Source organism: Staphylococcus sp. 11262D007BW (assembly GCF_053547815.1).
The window spans coordinates 1,493,881-1,513,460 of record NZ_JBPWPJ010000001.1; the positions used below are offsets into that span (position 1 = coordinate 1,493,881).

Consider the following 19,580-nt stretch of genomic DNA (forward strand, 5'->3'; position numbering starts at 1 on the left):
TATCCCAACCTTTAATCATTTATTGTGGATTATTGTAATCCTTTGTTTTCATTGTTGTCTCTGTTTTTTTCATTTTTTTGTTGCCATTCTTTACGAGTCATCACATCATCAACTTGCATATTTACTTCTACAACATCTAAACCAGTGATGTGTTTAACTTGTTCTTTAACAACTTCTGTTACTTTACGGAAGATTTTTGGTGCTGATTCGCCATATTCTAAAATAACTTTTAAGTCAATTGCAGCTTGTTTTTCGCCAACTTCAGCACTTACACCTTGTGTTACGTTATTACCACTTGAGAATGAACCGCTGATGCTATCAACGAAGCCGCCTTTCATATCTAAAATACCTTGAACTTCACGTGCAGCAATGCCTGCTACTTTTTCTACAACTTCATCGTTGAAAGTTAAGCTATTTTTGAATTGAGGTTGTTGTTGTGATTGTTGCGCTTCGCGTTCTTTTTCGTTAACACCAGTTTGATTGTTGTAAGCTTCTTTTACATTATTATTTTGGTTAGCCATTGTTCAAAACTCCTTTTTTTATGAATTTAATTTTAATTCACATTTTAAATTTTACATCATTTAACTAAGTCGATTAAGAAAATTCAAGAAATCTTGTGTACGGTCTTTAATATACCCTATACCAATTCCGATTAAACATAAGACAACGATTAATACTGTCTTCCAAAAGCCAAGTGTTAAGAACAAAATCGCAATAATTAAGAAAAAGAAAAACCCAATAATGCGCCATTTATATTGATTAAAAATCATTGCTAATTGTTCTACTGAATCTTGACGTTCTTTATCATTTTGAGCCATGCGATTCCCTCCTTATACGACACGTGGTGAATTTGGATTTTTTCGTTGATCACGAACATTAATTTCAAGCTTACGTACTGGTAATTCCGCAAAACGCTCAACGCTTTGTTTGATATCTTCACGGACATTTTGATTTAAAGTTTGAATATTAACTGCATCAGATGGTACTAAATAATCCACTTTAATGTCGATAAAACTTTTACTTTTCTTATTATACAATTTGGATACCACGTTTGGTTGACGGATATCATCATATTTTTTAACTGTGTCATACACCGTATTTTCAATAGATCGACGTGATACATAGATATGTCCATCACTATAAACTTGATACAATCCTGGTTTACGATGCGTTGGTTTAAATGTGCTAAAGAATAAGATTAAACCTATTAAAATTAATAAAGCAGCTAAACCTATCAATAATGGTTGGAACCAGTTAAATTGATAGAAATAGTTTTGATATTGTGTGATTGGACTATAATCTATGTACATAAAAAGTAAGAAGCCTACAATCACGACAATTAAAATACCTAAAATAAAGTTTTTCAATCGCTTCATGTCTCAAGTCACCTCGCATTCTTATCGTTTACATTTAGCTATACCCTATTCAATTAAATAAAAAACGCATTAAGGATGGTGTTTTCTTATAATTTTATATTTTTTTATCACTTCATATTTGGATAAATAATATAGCGATAGTCTGAAATAACTTTTGGCATAACAAAATGGGGTTGAAACATAAAGCGTTAATGCTCTGGAAAACCGATTAACGGTGTCCCAAAAGCAGGATTTTCGGCAGAAAGTTCACGATTCGCCAAAATTTGAAAATCAATTTTAGCGCTTCGTTCGCTTCTGCTCAAATCCTGAACGCTTTTGTCCCAACCTCATTTCTAATCGTTCATTATTTTTTTAACCTTGGCCGCTCTTTGGCGAGTGCTTTAAATAAGGACCACACCATAAAGATGATGACAAAGGAGAACGGTAAGGCAGCGATAATAAGTAAGTTTTGTATCGCTTGTGTACCACCAGTTAATAGCATAATTAATGCAAATAAGGCTAACATAATGCCCCAACTTACTTTAACGACACTTAATGGATTATGATCCCCTTTCGTACTTAACATACCTAATACATATGTGGCTGAGTCAGCTGATGTTACGAAGAAAATCATCACAACTACAAGCGTTAAAATACTAATTGCGTAGCCAAATGGAAAATGCGATAACGTCGCAAAGGTCGCTGTCTCAGTCGCTTCTTTCGCAATATTGGCAATGCCATTATCTTGAAGATAGACGGCCGTTGCACCAAACACCGCAAAGAAGATAAAGCAGACGAATGCGGGTACAAATAATACGCCGACAATGAATTCTTTAATCGTACGACCTCTTGACACACGTGCGATGAAAATACCTACGAAAGGTGCCCAAGAAATCCACCATGCCCAATAAAACACTGTCCATTTACGCATCCATTCAAACTTGTCATCATTGTTGATTGGCATACGTAAACTCATATCAAAGAAGTTAGCGATATAATTACCTAAACCATTCGTAAATGTATTTAATATGTACAGTGTTGGACCAATAATAAACACAGCTAGTAAGACGATAAATGCAATACCCATATTAATATTACTTAACGTCTTAATCCCTTTACTAATACCTGACCATGTGGACCATGTAAATAAAGCAGTAGCCACAATAATAATTAAAATTTGAGTCGTAAAATTAGCTGGAATCCCAAATAAGAAATGTAAACCTTCACCAATTTGTAAGGCACCAAATCCTAATGTTGCGGCTACCCCTGTTACTGTAGCAATCACCGCTAAAATATCTAACACACGACCCAGTGGCCCTTGCATCCGCTTTTCACCAAATAGTGGCGTCAACGTAGCACTAACTAAGCCTGCATATCCTTTATGATAATTAAAATAAGCAAAAACTAAGGCTACAATACCATATACAGCCCACGCGTGAATGCCCCAGTGGAAAAAAGCAAACTGAAAGCTATCATTAATAGCAGCTTGTGTGCCCGCTTCATGAATTGGTGTTGCTGTATACGCATGTGAAATCGGTTCAGCCGTTGTCCAAAACACTAAACCAATCCCCATACCTGCACTAAATAACATCGCAAACCAAGATTTTAATGAAAACTCAGGAGCCTCTCCTTCTTTTCCTAACGTAATCTGGCTATAGCGAGAAAACAATAAATAAATACATACTAAAAATAACGCAAGCACAAGTAGTAAATAGAACCAACTGAAATATTTAGAAATCCAATCGGTGATATCTTGTGTGATGCGTTCCATATTATTCGGGAAAATAGCCCCTAATAACACGAATACAGCACATAAAATGAGTGAGACCCAAAATACTGTGCCGACTTTTCTTTTTTGCATCCTTTATACACCTCAGTATTTGTTTTCCATCATTTTCCCTATCCGACATGATTTAATCGTTGACGTTGATGACTAACTTACCGACATGGGCTTGTGCTTCCATTTTTTGATGCGCCTCAAATACGTGCTCACTCGTTAATCCTTCTAACACTTCCGTTAAAGTTGGGATATATGTGCCCTCTCGCAATTTCAATGTTACATCTTGTAAATACTCACGATAACGCTCTGTCTCAATCCCATATGTTAAACGTGTAAACATTGATTCATGCGTAAATGTTACACTCTTAGCTTTTAATGCATTTAAATCTTGATTTTCTTTAAATGCCACGATGGTTGCGATATGACCACGTGGTTTAATCAAATCAATCATTGTTTGATAATAATGGTCCGTATCATATGTACAGAAAATATAATCAGGTTGTGTAAATGGTAATGCTTCGAATTGTTCCTCTAAAGAGTGGCGGTGATTTAATACATCATCCGCTCCCATCTTTTTGGACCATTCAATTGTCTCGTCTCTTGACGCAGTAGTTATGACTGTTAATCCATATGCTTTTGCAATTTGAGTCGCAATAGATCCGACACCCCCGGCACCGTTAATAATTAAAAGTACCTTGCCTTGATTCAAATTTGGATCTTGATGAATCCCAAAAATATCAAATAACGTTTCGTAAGCCGTATAGGCAGTTAATGGAAGACTGGCCGCTTCAACGTAGGATAAATGATCTGGCATGAGCGCAATATAATCCTCTTCTAGCACTTGATACGTCTGATTTGACCCTTGCCACTTCGGTGCGCTCACATACATTACTTTATCACCTGACTGAAAATGTTCAACCGCTTCTCCCACCTTTTCAACAATACCAGCACCTTCGTAACCTAAAATACGGTGGTCACCTTGAATTGGTGTCTTGCGCGTTTTAGTGTCAATCGGATTCACACCAGAAGCTTGGACTTTAATTAATACTTCCTTTCCTTTAACAGTAGGTTGCGTACATGATTTTGTTTGAAATAAATTCCCCTCTGATAATTCAAACGGTTGTGTCGCAATAATAGATGTCATACCGTTTCCCCCTTTTTTAATGTAAGCAAGTTACTCGAGATTCTTAATACTTTCTTTAATAATTGTAGTATATCATATGAAAGGAAGACCAATATGCGTTTAAGTATTTTAGATTATAGTCCTATTTTTGAAGAACGTACGGCAAATGATGCGTTACAGCATAGTATTGAACTTGCTCAATATGCAGAATCATTAGGATTTCATCGATATTGGTTATCAGAACATCATAAAGTCAATTCCGTGGCCTCAAGTGCACCAGAAATTTTAGCAACGATGATTCTTGAAAATACATCTAAAATAAGAGTTGGCGCTGGTGGTATAATGCTTCCTCATTATAGTGCTTACAAAGTCGCTGAAACATTTAAAATGCTAGAAGCAAGATACCCCAATCGGACCGATCTTGCTTTGGGCCATTCAAAAAGTTATCAAAACGTATTTGAAGCACTGAATGAAGGTAAAACAGAAATGGTTGATTTTGATCAACAATTAATCGATTTATATAAATATTTCACTGAAGATACTACACAAACACATCGCTTTAAAACTTTAAAAGCAATGCCACATACTTCATCCATGCCACAAATAGCTATACTTGGCTCATCGTTAGAAAGCGCAGAACGAGCTGGGCGTTTAGGTGCGATCTTTGTGTTTGCCCCTTTTGGCCAATTAACTTCTAGTAAAAAAGAAGTGATTCAACAATATCGTACAACATTTCAACACTATCACCCTGAGCGTAAAGCTTATGTGATAGTATCTACTTTTGTCCTTACACATGAAAACGAGAGCATTCGTAACCAACTTGAAGACAGTTTACACTACTGGTTACAGCGTATTCATTATTTAAAACAACCATCCACGTTATATGCGCCTGACTCTTTAGCAACAAAGGATTGGTCGACAAGAGAACAAACGAAACGTCAACACAATGCTCAACGTGTTGTGAGTGGTACGCCAACTGCTGTACGAGAACAATTGCATCACCTTCAACACTTTTTTGAAGCCGACGAACTACTCGTATTACCACAACTCTATGGTGAAGAAAATAGAAAAAATTGTTTAAAACAGCTCGCACCGCTGATTTAGCGACTGACTATTAAACTTAATGTTTAGCCCCCTACCCTAATAGTGAATAAGTATATTAAGCATTTTTTAAATTTTATTATTATCAATATGCATGTTGATTAAAATTATTTTTAAGGGGGCACATTCATTATGCATTATTCACCAAAACAAGGGGTAAGAAGTCATGGATTACCTCACGATCCATTTAAAAGTAGTACAGTACCTAGGCCAATTGGATGGATTTCTACTCAATCCAAAGACGGTCACGACAATTTAGCACCATACAGTCAATATCAAAACTTAACTTGGGATCCACCAATGGTTATGTTTGCAGCGAATCAATCGGTATTAGGGGATCATGAACGTAAAGATACCGTTAAAAATGCTGAAGAAACAGGTTGGTTCGTATGGAACATGGCAACGTATGACTTAAGAGAAGCGGTGAACTTATCATCCAAAGCCTTACCACCAGAAGAAGATGAATTCGAATTTGCAGGCGTAACTAAAGAAGATTGTATTGAAGCGCCAGGTTATCGCGTAAAAGAATCACCCGTCCAATTTGAGTGTGAGTATGTTCAAACAGTTCGCATTCCTACAGGGGATCCAGTCTCTACAGTTGATATTGTCATCGGTCGCGTTGCTCAAGTTCATATTGATGATGAAGTGATTCTAGACAATGGAAAATTAGATATTCAATCTATACGTCCAATTGCGCGATTAGGTTATTATGATTACACGGTTGTTGACGAAATATTTGAAATGAAAGCACCAAAAGCCTCAAAAGAAGAATTAGCAGGGCTTGAAGGACGTAACTTTGATAATAAAGAAGATTAACATCGATGAAGTAATAAACGAGGATGGGATAATGTGAATAGGTTTCCCACCCTCGTTTTTACCTTAATGATGAATGTTAAATTTTAAGGACACAGTAAACAGTGCATCATGTTGTTCTATAGTTGCGGATCCATTTTGTAACCCCATTAATGAGCGTACAAGATATAATCCGATACCTGCCCCATTTTTACGATTTAACTCCGTCGTATATGTTCGCTCAAATAACTTTTCAACTTCTATCTCCTTCTTTGTAGATACATCATTCGATAGATAAAGGTTAACAGCATCTTCTTTTACTTTCATTTCGATGAGCACATAACTTTTACAGTATTTAAGTATGTTATCCATTAGATTATTAAAAATACGTTTAGTATGATTGATATCCATAAATACATGTTGCGTTGTGACCTCATACTTTTGAAGAATAATATGATGAGCTTCTAATTGAGTATAATATGATAGTAATACCTCATCTAACACTTGTTTTAAAGAGGCATAACATAGGTTAACTGGATAATCTCGTGATTGAAGTAAAGTTATATCATAAAATTGATCTACGTATTGTGTTAAAATATCTACTTTTTGATTAATAATCTTCAACGTTTCTTTTTGTTCCTCTCTATTCACACCTTCTGATTCTAAAAGCTGAACATAACCTTTAATCGCAGTGAGAGGGGTGCGAAAATCGTGAGAAACATTTGTAATTTCCTCTCTAATCGCTTGTTCTTTTAAAATGTATTTTTTTCGCTCTTCCTTTTGTTGCGTCAGTAATGCATTGATTTCATTGATTAATGAAACGCATTGTCGATCTGTCGAAGATTCAATGACACGATTACTAAATCGATGTGCTCTCAAATAATTGAGTTGACGCGTCACTCGATTGATTTCCATTTTTATCAATAACCATTTCACAAGTAGATATATCATCAAACATATACTAATAAGGAATAACCACCACATACTCTACCCCTTTAAATTAAATTTCTTTTCTTCGATAAATAAAGTAGCTAAATGTTAAAAATATAATTGAAATGCATATTCCGACTAGCCAGTATGAGGCTTCAAACGAGAGATTTTGACTGTAATACCCATCTAAGTTATGTAAATATAACTCACCAGGTGTAAATTGATGAAGCATCTCAAAAATTTGATTATATTTCCCCAACTGGTACATCATTTTTTCAGATAATAAATAAATGAAAGCAATCACAAAAATAGTCACAATATAAGACACTCGAATGATGGCTAAAGAAAATGCAACACACAACACTGATAAAAAAATCGGAACCATATTCGTCACTGCTTTGAGTGTAACGAGCCACTTATCCTGAAAGTCAGGGAATAATAAGGCCCCCAATAACATCATTTCTATAAAAATTAGACCTGAATATATAAGATAAGTTATTAATGAGACACTCAACTTCCCTAAAAAAATGTCACTTCTATGGTAACCAAAATCAATTGCATATTGCGTTACATGGTAGTCATTAGCAGATAAAAGTGTTACCCCAAATAAGTAAGTAATTAACAACGTGACAAGGTTAAGACTAATTGCGTTCATTACATAAAAATCAAAGCGAAAATATCGAAACGATGCATCTTTGTGACCAAAATAAAGTAACGTACAAGCTGCTAAGAAAACGAGAACAATACTGATAAAGGCGAGTATCCATAACGATTTTTTCTGACTAATACGATAGCAATCACTCGAAAAAATATTATACATTATCTTGTTCCCCCTCTAACTCAAAGAAATAGTCTTCTATATTTCTCTGTGCTAATTTCAATTCTTTAATAGTGATATTATGATTCACAAGTAGTTTATTAATTTCATTGATACGTTCTATATCACTGTCAATTTTAATTGATTGATCATGGAGTACTGAATACTGTATATCTTTAAAATGGCTTTCTAATAACCTAACTGCTTTTGAAGGTTCTTCAGATTTAAGAATAATATATTTAGTCGACTTTGCTTCTAACGCTTCACTTGTCAACGCTTCTAAGATCCGTCCATTTTTTAGAAATATAAATCGATCTGCTATTAGTTTAAGTTCAGACAAAATATGACTTGAAATTAAAATCGTCATTCCATATTCTTTATTTAATGATTTTAATAAGTAGCGAATATCCGCTATACCTTGAGCATCTAATCCATTAATTGGCTCGTCTAATATTAAGCAATCAGGATTATGTAAAAGGGCTTGAGCAATACCTAACCGTTGATGCATACCGACAGAAAAAGTTTTCACTTTTTTATGCTTAGCGTTTGATAATCCTACTGTATGTAACACTTGATCAATTCTTTTTTTATCTGTTACTCCCCTTAATTTAGCAATATAAGTTAAATTTTTTAAAGCTGATAAATCTTCAAAAAATGGCGTTTTCTCAATTAAAAAACCAAAACGTCTTTTGGTTAATGTGTTTGAGTGCTTCTCGCCATAAATCATTAATTCCCCCGACGAGGGAAATATCTCATTGGCTATTAGTTTAAATAAAGTTGATTTACCTGCGCCGTTTTTCCCTATAACTGCACATATCTCTCCACTATTCACTTGAAAATCTAATGCATCCAACACCTTTTGATGACGATACACCTTTGTCAATTGATGACTTTGAATCACAGTTTCCAATATTAGAACCTCCTTTACTTTAATAACTTTTATTGTACTTTGTTGTACTCAAAGAAACTTTAAGTAAAGTATAAAGAATTCATAAAGTTAAATGAGCATAAACCCAATGCCCCATACGGTTTTAAAATAAGGTTCTTGAGTGATTTTCGAGAATTTCTTTCGGATATTAGACATATGCATACTTACTGTATTGTCATCTCCTAAATATGGCCCAGTCCACAATTGTTCGTATATTTGTTGCTTACTTAATGGCTTTTCGGGATGCGAAATAAAGTACTTAATAATATCATATTCAATATTAGTTAAAGGCACAGGTTGTGTTTCAAGCGTCACTTCTCTTTTTGAAACATCTACTTCTAAAGCTTTCCATTTTTTTACTTCATTTGTATCATCGGGATGAACATTTCGTAATTGTACAAACACCCTAGCGAGGACCTCTTCTTGATCAAAAGGCTTCGTAATGTAGTCATCTGCTCCAGCTGATAACAATGCTACTTTTTCTTTCACATCATTTTTTGCCGATATGACAATGACTTTATCATTACTTTTTTGACGGATATAATCCAACACTTCTTGACCAGATAATTGAGGTAACATTAAATCTAACAGGATAATATCAAATTGTACCTCTTCAAAAACCGAAATACCTTCTTCCCCACTATATGCAATAACAGAACGAATATTCTCTCTAGCTAACATTAATGATAAAATGTGTGCTATTTCAATATCATCTTCTATAATTAGTGCTTTCATTTCCTATTAACTCCTTTTAAAGCGTGCTATACCACTTTAAGTTAATGCTATATGTATCTGTTATTCAATATACCACATTTAAATTCCTGTATTAAAATATAAATTAAAAACCCTACGACATCAATTTGTCGCAGGGTTTTCGCCTGTTATTCAATGATTTGTGTTTCGGCTAATTGTTTATACCAATATGCGCTTTTTTTCGGATAGCGTTCTTGAGTATCAAAATCAACGTAGAATAAGCCGTAACGTTTTTCATAACCGTTAGACCAACTGAAGACATCCATAAGTGACCAAATGAAATACCCTTTTACATTGGCACCATCTTCAATCGCATCAGCGATAACTTCTAAATGTTGTTTTACATAATCAATACGTGCATCGTCATGGACTGTGCCATCGACAAACTCATCTTTATACCCTAACCCATTTTCAGTAATATAAATCTTTTTATAGTTAGGATAATCTTTTTTAACACGCATAATTTGATCATACAATCCTTTTGGATAAATCATCCAATCCCAATCGGTTCTAGGTACATCAATATCAAACTCACGTTGTCCGACACCTTTTAATTGATACTTAGACCCACCTTTATTTCCTTTGGAGTTATGCGTAATTTCACTTTCCCCGTCAAAGCCACGCATCCAATCACTCATGTAATAGTTAATACCTAAAAAGTCATTAAGATCTTTTGCCGCTTCAAGCACCTTAAAATCTTCTTCACGTAAATCTAATGTGCCTCCGTTAACCTCCAATATGTGATTGACACCTGCCATTGTTTCTTCTGAATAACGACCAAGATATGTGGCATCTAAAATAAATTTATTATGAATAATGTCTTCAAGCTCTGCTGCACGAACATCTTCTGGATTATTGGCATCATAAGGATATTTTGTTGGCAAGGCATGGACTACACCAATTTCTCCTTTATACCCTAAATCTTTATATAACTTTACTGCTTTTGCATGTGCAATCATCATATTGTGATGAGACTGAAAGACTTTTTCAAAATCGTATTGAATACCTGGTGGAAACTTACCTACTAAATATTGACCATCTCCAATAGGCCCAATTTCATTGAATGTTGTCCAATACGTCACTTCATCAAATTCTTTAAAACAAAAGGCCGCATAATCAACAAAGTGTTCGATGTTGTCACGATTTAAAAAATCACCATCAGAATGTAATGTTTCGGGTGTATCGAAATGATGTAATGTTACAAACGGTTCAACATTGCGTTTTAAACATTCTTTAAATAGACGATGATAGTAATCTACGCCTTGTGTGTTTACTTCCCCGTATCCTCTTGGAAAGATACGCGACCATGCAATTGAAATTCGAATGCCATTCACACCGAATCGTTCACTTAACTCCAAATCTACTGGATAACGATGATAAAAATCACTTGCTGGCTCTGCAGTATACCAGTAATTTTCTTCTAAGTAAGTATCCCATGCCACTCTACCTTTTCCATCCGTTTGTGTAGCACCTTCTGCCTGATAAGCAGCAGTTGCGCCTCCGAAAATAAAGTCTTTTGGTAACTTCTTCATTTGATTCAAGCTCCTTTTATTTAAATTGGTCTTTCACAAATTGTAATGCGCCTTCTCCATCACGTGTTAATTTGATATATTCTGCACCTTGTATTTTGGCTAATTGAATGCCTAAACGATCAGTATCTTGTTTAATATCTTCATAATTTGAAGCAACTTGAGGAGCTAAAATAACTAAATCATATTCTTTCATAATATCCATGTGTGCTCCATAACTACCTGCTGCAGCTGTAACCGGTTGATTATGTTCTGCTGCCGCTTTGTTTAAAGCATTCGCTAACAATCCACTCGTACCGCCACCTGCACATAGTACAAGGACGTTCGTCTGTTGATTGATATGTTGAGTTTCGTCTTGGTGCGCTACTTCTTGAGCAGTTGAAGTCCCCACAGAAGAGGCTATCACTGCATCGGCTTTTGTCGTATCAAAGTTATCAGCTACTTTTGAACGCAACTCATCCGAACTGTCTACACCCTTTAATTCATCTTCTAAAATTTGTTTATCATATACTTTAAAGAATGGATAATAAATGATGACATCGACTACGATCAAAGTAACCGCAAGGACAAATGCCCAAATTTCAAATCCAGTCCCCATAATAATGCCGAGAGGTCCAGGCGTCGTCCATGGTAGGAAGACACTAAAACTATTCATCCCTAAAAAGTCTACGAAAAATTTAAAAATCCACACGTTGACGATTGGTGCTAGAATAAACGGAATAAAGAATACTGGATTTAACACGATAGGCGCTCCAAATAAAATGGGTTCATTTACACCAAAAAATGTTGGTACAACTGAAGCACGGCCAATTGCTTTATTTCGCTTTGACTTTGACAGCCACATAAATAAGAATGGCACAATCAATGTTGCCCCCGTACCGCCCATTGTCACGATAAACATTTGCGTACCTGGTGTTAAAATTTTATCAGCATGTTCCCCAGATTGAATTAATCTAAAGTTTGTTTCATAGTTTGCATACGTAATTGCTGCAATAGCTGGTTCAACAATAGAAGGACCGTGAATCCCAACGAACCAGAATAATGCAAACGCTCCAAAAATGATTGTAATCCCAACCCAACCATCTGCAGCTGTAAATAATGGCTCAAAGAATTTGATAATAGCTTCTGCTACATTTGTATTTACAACTGTGCGAGCTAACAAATCTAATCCATATAAAATTAAAATGACTAGACCAAACGGAATTAAATCTTTGAATACTTGAGAAATATTTGGTGGGACTTCTTTAGGCATTTTGATCGTGACGTTATTTTTAACACAAATGTGATACACAATGACTGTAATAAAAGCTGATAAAAATGCTGTTAATAGTCCCTTTGTGCCCATAAAAGCACTATCAAATCCACCCGCTTCAATAGGATTTGAGGCTAAGAATAAGAATCCACAAATAGATGCAAGCATGGTTGAGATAAAGTTAATTTGATTCGTACTGTCCAGTTTTCGGTTATAAGCATCTGTTAATGCTTTTGCTGTCGTTCCTGCAACAAGTAACCCCACCACACCCATCGTATAAGTATAAGGTTTCATAATTAACGCTTCAGTTTGCTTACTCCATGTAAAACCAAAAATATTCGGCACATAGGCAATTAATATAAAAATACTTGAAAACAAGATAATCGGCATGGCTGATATGAAACCATCACGAATCGCTCTTAAATAAATATTACGAGAGAGTTTTTCAAAAAATGGCTTTCCTTTTTCAATGAATCCAATCAGTTTTTGCATGATGGTCAGCTCCCTCTTTTGTATAATGCTATGATGTGTTTCAACATATCTTTTAATAATATCGTCGTCATTAAGTGATCTTGTCCATGCATCATTGTGACACTGTAAGCAATATCATCTCCGGCTGCTTCTTTTTGAAGTAAACTCGTTTGTGCATTATGGGCTTCAACAATGCACTGATTACCTTCTTCAATGAGTTGTTCAGCCTTATCATATGCTCCTTCTTGGGCAGCGGTTAAAGCTTCTAAATATTTAGAACGTGCATCTCCCGCATATGCGACAATTTCAAACCCTAGCATTGCAACTTCTTCTCTATTCATAGAAATCTCCTCCAATTTCCATTAAGTAATTTACGCTTTTTCTTGATATGAGACTGCAGTTTCTTTAAGTACACGATTCAATGCATTAATATTTGCATATCCTTCTGTACGTAACCATTCGCGCGCTGCATTTTCCCCTTGTTCGATATAAGCTTGAACAGCACCTGCCCATGTCGCTCGGCCACATAACACCCCGTTAAATTTAGCGCCTGAATCATGTGCAAATCGCAACGTTTCTTGGAATAACTTTGCAGATACACCTGCACTTAAATAAATATAAGGTAACTGTGTTACTTTATCTTGTTCTTTAAAATACTGAGCCGCTTCGTCACGTGTATAAACAGACTCACCAGTTCCAAAGCCTTCAACGTAATTCATATCTACTGGCACTTCTACTTTTAAAACATCGACGCCAAAACGTGCTTTCGAAAAAATTCGCATTGCTTCAATGACCTTATGTGGCTTCACTTTGGCATATTCTGGTCCTTTATTATCAGCAATTGTATCGTCATACGCTAAAATTTCTAAAAAGAATGGAATATCTTCAGCAATACATTCTGAACCAATTCGTTCAATATATTCTTCTTTTTGATTATTAATTTCTTCGTCATCATCTACATCGTAGTAAAGTAAAAATTTAACAGCTTGGCCTCCTGCTTCCTTAATACGTTTAGCTGACCAGTCTACTAAACAATCTGGTAAACGCCCTTTTGCATTGACGTCATAACCTGTTTTTTCATACGCAAGTAACAAGCCAGCTTCACTATGACGCACTTGTGTAGCCGGTAAACCATATTCTGGATCTAAAAGTATTGATGATGCGTATGGCGTTAATTCCTCAGATACTAATTTTTTAAGTGTTTCCATATCTTTCACGTCAGGTTCGCTAGTTTGATACTTTGCCATCATACGTTTTAATGCCCCACGTTGATCAAATGCTAGTGCTGAAATAATGCCATTTTCATTACTAACTTGTGCTAATAATTCTTGTTTTGTTGTCATAAAAGACACCTCTTTATCATGTTATGTGATACATCTAAATTGCTATTATTAATCGTGATACTCACCGTTGTCCCATTTTTCTAAAAATTCATTGAAAAAATCTTCCTCATTTTGATGATCATTTTTTGTTTCAACTTGTTTTATTTTTTCAATTAACTGTTGATTTTCTTTTGTCGGATGATAGTCTGCATTAATAAAAGCCTCAATGATATCACACATTAATAACTCTCCAACAATTTTGCCTCCAAATCCAATGACATTGGCATCTAATTGTTCTTTCGCATATAAAGCAGAAGACATATCTCTTACTAAAGCAGATCGCACACCTGGGACTTTGTTCACTGCGTTATTAATTCCAACACCTGTTCCACAAATACAAACACCTAAATCCGCTTCTCCACGTGTAACAGCTTCTCCTACCTTTTTGCCATAAATTGGATAATGTGTACGCGTAAAGTCATATGTGCCACAATCTATTACGTCATGGCCTAATGATTTTAAAAATTGAGAGACTTCCATCTTGGTATCTGTAACAATGTGGTCACAACCAATTGCTATTTTCATTTTGAATTCCTCCTATTACCCCATTTTATTAAGCATATCGACACGAATTTGATGACGCCCACCATCATAATCACCTTCGATAAATCCTCTAACAATATTTTCTGCTAATGTTTCGCCAACTAATGCTGCCCCGAGTGTTATCATTTTGGCATTGTTATGACTACGGGTCATATAAGCAGATCGTTCATCTGACACTTCAGCTGCAATCATGCCTTTAATTTTTGTAGCAACCATAAAACTCCCTGCGCCATACTCGTCAATCACAATCCCTAAGTGTGTATCATTTTGTTGAACTTGTTGAGCCACTGCTAAAGTCACATCAACAAAATCATTATGCGATGCTTTTGTCACATCAATCACTTCATAATGAAGGTCAGTTAGAAATGCTTTAATATGTTCTTTCAGTTGTAAACCATGTTCATCTGCCCCAATAATCACAGCCATTCATCATCATCCTCCCAAATTTTATGTTGATATAAACATCATTACAAACGCTTTCATCTTTGTTTATGTTTAAATTATACACATTATCAAACAATATTTCAACATAAATTGTTTGTATTTCAGTTATTTAAACACAAAAAAACACTAGATCATTTTATAGGTCTAGTGTTGATCAATTTATAGATAAAATGCTATTTCATTAAATCACTTCAATATACCGTTGTAGCGTTGATAATTGTTCCTCATTTAAAGTATTCGTGACAATCGCTGTTAAATCTTTCAAATCACAAAATGACACAAAATCTTCCTTACCTAATTTGGAGTCATCCGCTAAAATATATTTTTCGTTGGAATGGGCAATGGCTATCTTTTGTGTATACGCCTCTTCATATGAAGAAGTCATCACTTCATTGCCTTTAATACCATTTGCACTGAAAAAGATTTTCGAAAAACGCATCGTTTCAAGTAATGTATTCGCCATCTCTCCAACAAATGATTCGGTTAGTTTACGTTGAGCGCCTCCAATCAAATAAACAGAGAACGTTTCTGATTGCTTGTGTTGTAAGATTTGAAATACCGGTAAACAATTTGTCACTACTGACAAACGTTCATTATTAATTTCTTTAGCTAACATTTCTACTGTCGTCCCCGGTCCTAAAAAGATTGTATTTCCTTCTTCAATTAAGTCTGCAGCTTTCTTAGCAATTTCAAATTTTTCCTTACTTTTTTGTGTATGTTTTTCATGGTGTGACATTTCCTTATACTGAAATGCTGCATTACTACGTGCCCCACCATGTATTTTTGTTAACACACCTTGCTCTTCTAACTCCACTAAATCTCGTCTTACCGTCATATCAGAAACATTTAAGTCTTCCACAATATCTGTAATACGAATCGTTCCCTTTTCATTAACACGACGCGCAATTTCATCTAATCGTTCATATTTATTCAAATGCTTCACACCTTTTTGTTACACCATCATTTTGAGGTTTTAAATTTTAAAAGTATTATTCATTCTTTCTAATATTAATAATAACTTACTACAAAAGACAGCAAATTTAAACAAAAAAGGGTTATATCTCAACAAAAATCAACAATTATCATAAAAAAAGGGTTGAGACATAAAGCATTAATGCTCTGGGAAACCGATTAACGGTGTCCCAAAAGCAGGATTTTCGGCAGAAAGTTCACGATTCGCCAAAATTTGAAAAAACAATTTTAGCGCTTCGTTCGCTTCTGCTCAAATCCTGAACGCTTTTGTCCCAACCTCTTTATGAATACGAAGATTAACGCTTTTGTCTAAGTTGAAAGATATTGTGCAATGCAACTACAAAACCGATGGTAAAAATCATTAATGAAATAATGCTTAAAATGACCTTTACATCAGTAGTAACTGAAAAAATATTAAATAAACATAATACGACAAAAGCTATTGATAAGATTAAAGAAACGACCTGACCTGGAATTGAATTCGCAAAATTTCTTAACATAGTGCTCTCCTCCATCATAGTCTACTGATTTCATACATAATCTAAATATCATTTTCATTCCCTAATTCATTCTTCCCTTATTGATTATAATATCTTATTAAATAAAATTTGTAAAACCCGTCTTTCATTCTACATAACTAAATTGGACAAGGCTCTTTTAACATAGTACGCTTTAATTAATCATTATATTAGGTCAAATCGCTTCATTATAGAGGAGGATATTTTTATGCAATGTCATCATAGTCATGAGCTTTGTGTGAGCCAGGTCCCTATTTTTAGTCACTTGCCTCATCATACACTTCAATTAGTGTTTGAAAAAGTCACACATCGTCATTATCCAAAAGGCACTATGCTATATATGGAAGGTGATGTACTCGACTCATTATTTGTCGTGCATCATGGACGTGTTCGTATTTATCGATTAAATGATAATGGTGAGGAACAACTTTTACGTATTTTATCGCATGGAGATTATACTGGTGAAATCGCATTGTTTGATCCTTCTTTAAATAACACAGCCTATGCTGAAATATTAGAAGATGCCGATATATGTTCTATCACGAGAGAAGATATCTATCACCTTATGCAACAATATCCAAGTATTAGCATTTCATTTCTTGAAGCTTTCGCACGACGCTTGTCTGCTTCAGAAGATCAAACGTCTAATATTAGCTTACTCGATAGTCGTGCTAAACTCCTAACATACATTCAAACCTATCGAGAAGGTGATCAATTGGAGTTGTCACTTGCTAAAAAACATATTGCTTCTTATTTAAGTATGCAACCTGAAACTTTAACACGAACGTTCAAAAAGTTAGAAGACGAAAATTTGATTAAGCGGATTAATCATAAAACATATCAAATTTTAGAAAAAGATCTCGAAAAATTGATTTAGATCAATTTTTATTTACCCTTTATCTCCTATCATAATAAGTGAAAAGAAAACACTTATTACGAAAGGAGATTTTTTAAGATGAAACGTTTTATTTATCAACACGTTAATCAATTTACACTTGTGACATTCGTTTTTCTCATTAGTGGCTTAGTTCTTAAATGGACTGCTTATAATACACTGAGTAATAGTTTGTTAATCATCGCGACACTCATTGCCATGATTCCGATTGTGTTAAAAGCGTATCAATCACTCAAACTTAAAGTGTTCTCCATTGAGTTATTAGTCACTATCGCCGTTATTGGCGCACTCATCATTCAAGAATATACGGAATCCTCAATCGTTACGTTCTTGTTCTTATTCGGTAGTTACTTAGAGGCAAGAACACTCAAGGTAACACGACATTCTATTAGCCAATTAATTGAAATGTCTCCAAAAGAAGCGATTCGTATCAACAAAGATGGCGAAAGAGAAAAGGTTGATGTGGATGACGTCGATATTGGCGACCGTATCATCGTTAGAGCAGGTGGCACGATTCCAGTTGACGGTACAATCCTAAAAGGAGAAGCAACAATTAACGAAGCTTCAATCACAGGCGAATCTGTCCCTGTTTCAAAAACGGTAGATGATAAAGTATATAGCAGTACTATCCTTGACGCTGGCTATTTAGAGGTCAATACCGAACAAGTGGCAGAAGACACAACCTTTGCTAAAATTATTGAACTTGTTGAAGAAGCACAAGATGCGAAATCACCAGCTGAACAATTTTTAGATCGCTTTGCGAAATGGTATACACCAAGTATTGCACTCTTATCGATCATCGTGTGGCTATTTACAAAAGACTTACACTTAGCGATTACCTTCTTAGTTATCGCTTGCCCTGGTGCTCTCGTTATTGGTGCACCTGTTGCAAATGTTGCTGGTATAGGTAATGGTGCTAAAAATGGTATATTAATCAAAGGTGGCGACGTCATCGATACACTTTCAAAAATAGATACACTTGTTTTTGATAAAACAGGGACATTAACAAAAGGACAACCTGAAGTCACTGCCTTCGAAAACACATCAACTCACTTTTCGGAAGATACTATTTTAAGTCTTACTGCTCAATTAGAAGCGATGTCTGAACATCACCTTGGACGTGCAGTCGTTAACTATGCTTCTCAACACACGACAATCCCTACTCATCAAACAGAGGATGTAGAAACGATTAAGGGACAAGGTATTACAGGTATAGTCAATCATCACCACGTTATGATTGGTAACAAACAACTCATGAACGCTAATAACATCCAACTATCTGACGCAATAATGGATAAAGCGCAACACCTTGAAGCAGCTGGAAATACAGTCATCAATATTGCTATTGATCGTCAACATAGTGGATTAATCGCCATTGCAGATGCTGTTAGAGACGATGCTGTCGATTCCTTAAATCGAATGCGTCAGCTCGGTGTGAAAGAAATCATCATGTTAACAGGAGATAACTACCGGACAGCTAAAGCCGTAAGTACCCAATTAGGATTAGATGACTTCAAAGCAGAACTGTTACCAGAAGATAAATTAGCAGTGATTAAGTCACTGCGCGATAAAGGCAAAAAAGTCGCTATGGCTGGAGATGGCGTAAACGATGCACCGGCAATAGCTACCGCTGATATCGGACTCGCTATGGGTCAAGGTGGCACAGACATTTCAATGGAAACAGCTGACCTAGTACTCATGAATGATGCTTTATCTCAATACGCACACGCATTCAATTTAGCCAAACGTACAATGCGTATCTTAAAACAAAATATTACGATCGCATTATTAACAGTAGCCCTATTGCTCATCGGAATTATACTCGGCGGTGTGAACTTAGCAATTGGTATGTTTGCTCATGAAATGAGCGTACTCATCGTGATCTTTAACGCCATGCGCTTAATACCATTTAAATCACATCCAAAAGAACAACCTAAAAATCAGGTAGCTCATAAACCAATGAACAAGCAATTTGTCTAAATCAATAAGGAGGAA

The 19,580-nt window shown here is 35.3% G+C and carries 21 protein-coding genes; 4 read left to right on the top strand and 17 right to left on the bottom strand.

Annotation, left to right across the window (positions count from 1 at the left end):
- Positions 1-29: 29 nt before the first annotated feature.
- The 5 genes from ACEE93_RS07420 to ACEE93_RS07440 all read right to left on the bottom strand — a co-directional run bounded on the left by ACEE93_RS07420 (position 30) and on the right by ACEE93_RS07440 (position 4,279).
- Entirely contained in the window at positions 30-521 is a 492-nt protein-coding gene (locus ACEE93_RS07420) for an Asp23/Gls24 family envelope stress response protein (RefSeq protein ID WP_449155176.1), read from the bottom strand.
- A 60-nt stretch (positions 522-581) separates the two neighbouring features.
- On the bottom strand, positions 582-818 hold the full coding sequence (locus tag ACEE93_RS07425; RefSeq protein ID WP_449155175.1) for a DUF2273 domain-containing protein: 237 nt from the start codon (positions 816-818) through the stop codon (positions 582-584).
- A 12-nt stretch (positions 819-830) separates the two neighbouring features.
- Positions 831-1,376, bottom strand: coding sequence for an alkaline shock response membrane anchor protein AmaP (gene amaP / locus ACEE93_RS07430; RefSeq protein WP_449155174.1), 546 nt, complete (start codon positions 1,374-1,376; stop codon positions 831-833).
- A 343-nt stretch (positions 1,377-1,719) separates the two neighbouring features.
- A complete protein-coding gene (locus ACEE93_RS07435) occupies positions 1,720-3,216 on the bottom strand; it encodes a BCCT family transporter (protein ID WP_449155173.1) in 1,497 nt (498 codons plus the stop codon).
- A 52-nt stretch (positions 3,217-3,268) separates the two neighbouring features.
- On the bottom strand, positions 3,269-4,279 hold the full coding sequence (locus ACEE93_RS07440; RefSeq protein WP_449155172.1) for a zinc-binding alcohol dehydrogenase family protein: 1,011 nt from the start codon (positions 4,277-4,279) through the stop codon (positions 3,269-3,271).
- A gap of 93 nt (positions 4,280-4,372) precedes the next feature.
- Here ACEE93_RS07440 and ACEE93_RS07445 point away from each other — a divergent pair, with 93 nt between their 5' ends.
- Positions 4,373-5,362: an MsnO8 family LLM class oxidoreductase gene (locus ACEE93_RS07445; protein WP_449155171.1), complete on the top strand. Its 990-nt coding sequence runs from the start codon at positions 4,373-4,375 to the stop codon at positions 5,360-5,362.
- Positions 5,363-5,491: 129 nt separating this feature from the next.
- A complete protein-coding gene (locus ACEE93_RS07450; protein WP_449155170.1) occupies positions 5,492-6,175 on the top strand; it encodes a flavin reductase family protein in 684 nt (227 codons plus the stop codon).
- A gap of 63 nt (positions 6,176-6,238) precedes the next feature.
- Here the strand turns inward: ACEE93_RS07450 and ACEE93_RS07455 are convergent, their stop codons facing one another.
- The 12 genes from ACEE93_RS07455 to ACEE93_RS07510 form a co-directional block, all read right to left on the bottom strand.
- Positions 6,239-7,066: a sensor histidine kinase gene (locus tag ACEE93_RS07455; protein WP_449155169.1), complete on the bottom strand. Its 828-nt coding sequence runs from the start codon at positions 7,064-7,066 to the stop codon at positions 6,239-6,241.
- An 85-nt stretch (positions 7,067-7,151) separates the two neighbouring features.
- On the bottom strand, positions 7,152-7,901 hold the full coding sequence (locus tag ACEE93_RS07460; RefSeq protein WP_449155168.1) for a hypothetical protein: 750 nt from the start codon (positions 7,899-7,901) through the stop codon (positions 7,152-7,154).
- Positions 7,894-8,799, bottom strand: a complete 906-nt coding sequence (locus ACEE93_RS07465; protein WP_449156577.1) for an ABC transporter ATP-binding protein — start codon at positions 8,797-8,799, stop codon at positions 7,894-7,896. Before ACEE93_RS07465 ends, ACEE93_RS07460 begins: the two co-directional genes overlap by 8 nt.
- Before the next feature lie 96 nt (positions 8,800-8,895).
- Positions 8,896-9,561, bottom strand: coding sequence for a response regulator transcription factor (locus ACEE93_RS07470; protein ID WP_449155166.1), 666 nt, complete (start codon positions 9,559-9,561; stop codon positions 8,896-8,898).
- Positions 9,562-9,707: 146 nt separating this feature from the next.
- Positions 9,708-11,111 carry a 6-phospho-beta-galactosidase gene (lacG, locus tag ACEE93_RS07475; protein ID WP_449155165.1) on the bottom strand — a complete coding sequence of 468 codons (1,404 nt, stop codon included), beginning with the start codon at positions 11,109-11,111 and terminating at the stop codon, positions 9,708-9,710.
- Positions 11,112-11,127: 16 nt separating this feature from the next.
- Positions 11,128-12,855, bottom strand: coding sequence for a lactose-specific PTS transporter subunit EIIC (locus ACEE93_RS07480; RefSeq protein ID WP_449156578.1), 1,728 nt, complete (start codon positions 12,853-12,855; stop codon positions 11,128-11,130).
- Between the two features lie 2 nt (positions 12,856-12,857).
- The gene (locus ACEE93_RS07485; RefSeq protein ID WP_449155164.1) at positions 12,858-13,172 is read right to left on the bottom strand and encodes a PTS lactose/cellobiose transporter subunit IIA; all 315 of its coding nucleotides are present in this window, start codon (positions 13,170-13,172) and stop codon (positions 12,858-12,860) included.
- Positions 13,173-13,202: 30 nt separating this feature from the next.
- Positions 13,203-14,174, bottom strand: a complete 972-nt coding sequence (gene lacD / locus ACEE93_RS07490) for a tagatose-bisphosphate aldolase (protein WP_449155163.1) — start codon at positions 14,172-14,174, stop codon at positions 13,203-13,205.
- 48 nt (positions 14,175-14,222) lie between these two features.
- Positions 14,223-14,738: a galactose-6-phosphate isomerase subunit LacB gene (gene lacB / locus ACEE93_RS07495; protein WP_449155162.1), complete on the bottom strand. Its 516-nt coding sequence runs from the start codon at positions 14,736-14,738 to the stop codon at positions 14,223-14,225.
- A 15-nt stretch (positions 14,739-14,753) separates the two neighbouring features.
- A complete protein-coding gene (gene lacA / locus ACEE93_RS07500) occupies positions 14,754-15,182 on the bottom strand; it encodes a galactose-6-phosphate isomerase subunit LacA (RefSeq protein ID WP_449155161.1) in 429 nt (142 codons plus the stop codon).
- A gap of 199 nt (positions 15,183-15,381) precedes the next feature.
- Positions 15,382-16,134 (bottom strand): DeoR/GlpR family DNA-binding transcription regulator, encoded by a 753-nt coding sequence (locus ACEE93_RS07505; protein ID WP_449155160.1) that lies wholly within the window; start codon positions 16,132-16,134, stop codon positions 15,382-15,384.
- Between the two features lie 334 nt (positions 16,135-16,468).
- The gene (locus ACEE93_RS07510) at positions 16,469-16,672 is read right to left on the bottom strand and encodes a hypothetical protein (protein ID WP_449155159.1); all 204 of its coding nucleotides are present in this window, start codon (positions 16,670-16,672) and stop codon (positions 16,469-16,471) included.
- A 226-nt stretch (positions 16,673-16,898) separates the two neighbouring features.
- Here ACEE93_RS07510 and ACEE93_RS07515 point away from each other — a divergent pair, with 226 nt between their 5' ends.
- Both ACEE93_RS07515 and ACEE93_RS07520 read left to right on the top strand, forming a co-directional pair.
- Positions 16,899-17,567, top strand: coding sequence for a Crp/Fnr family transcriptional regulator (locus ACEE93_RS07515; protein ID WP_449155158.1), 669 nt, complete (start codon positions 16,899-16,901; stop codon positions 17,565-17,567).
- A gap of 78 nt (positions 17,568-17,645) precedes the next feature.
- Positions 17,646-19,565, top strand: coding sequence for a heavy metal translocating P-type ATPase (locus ACEE93_RS07520; protein ID WP_449155157.1), 1,920 nt, complete (start codon positions 17,646-17,648; stop codon positions 19,563-19,565).
- Positions 19,566-19,580 lie beyond the last annotated feature (15 nt).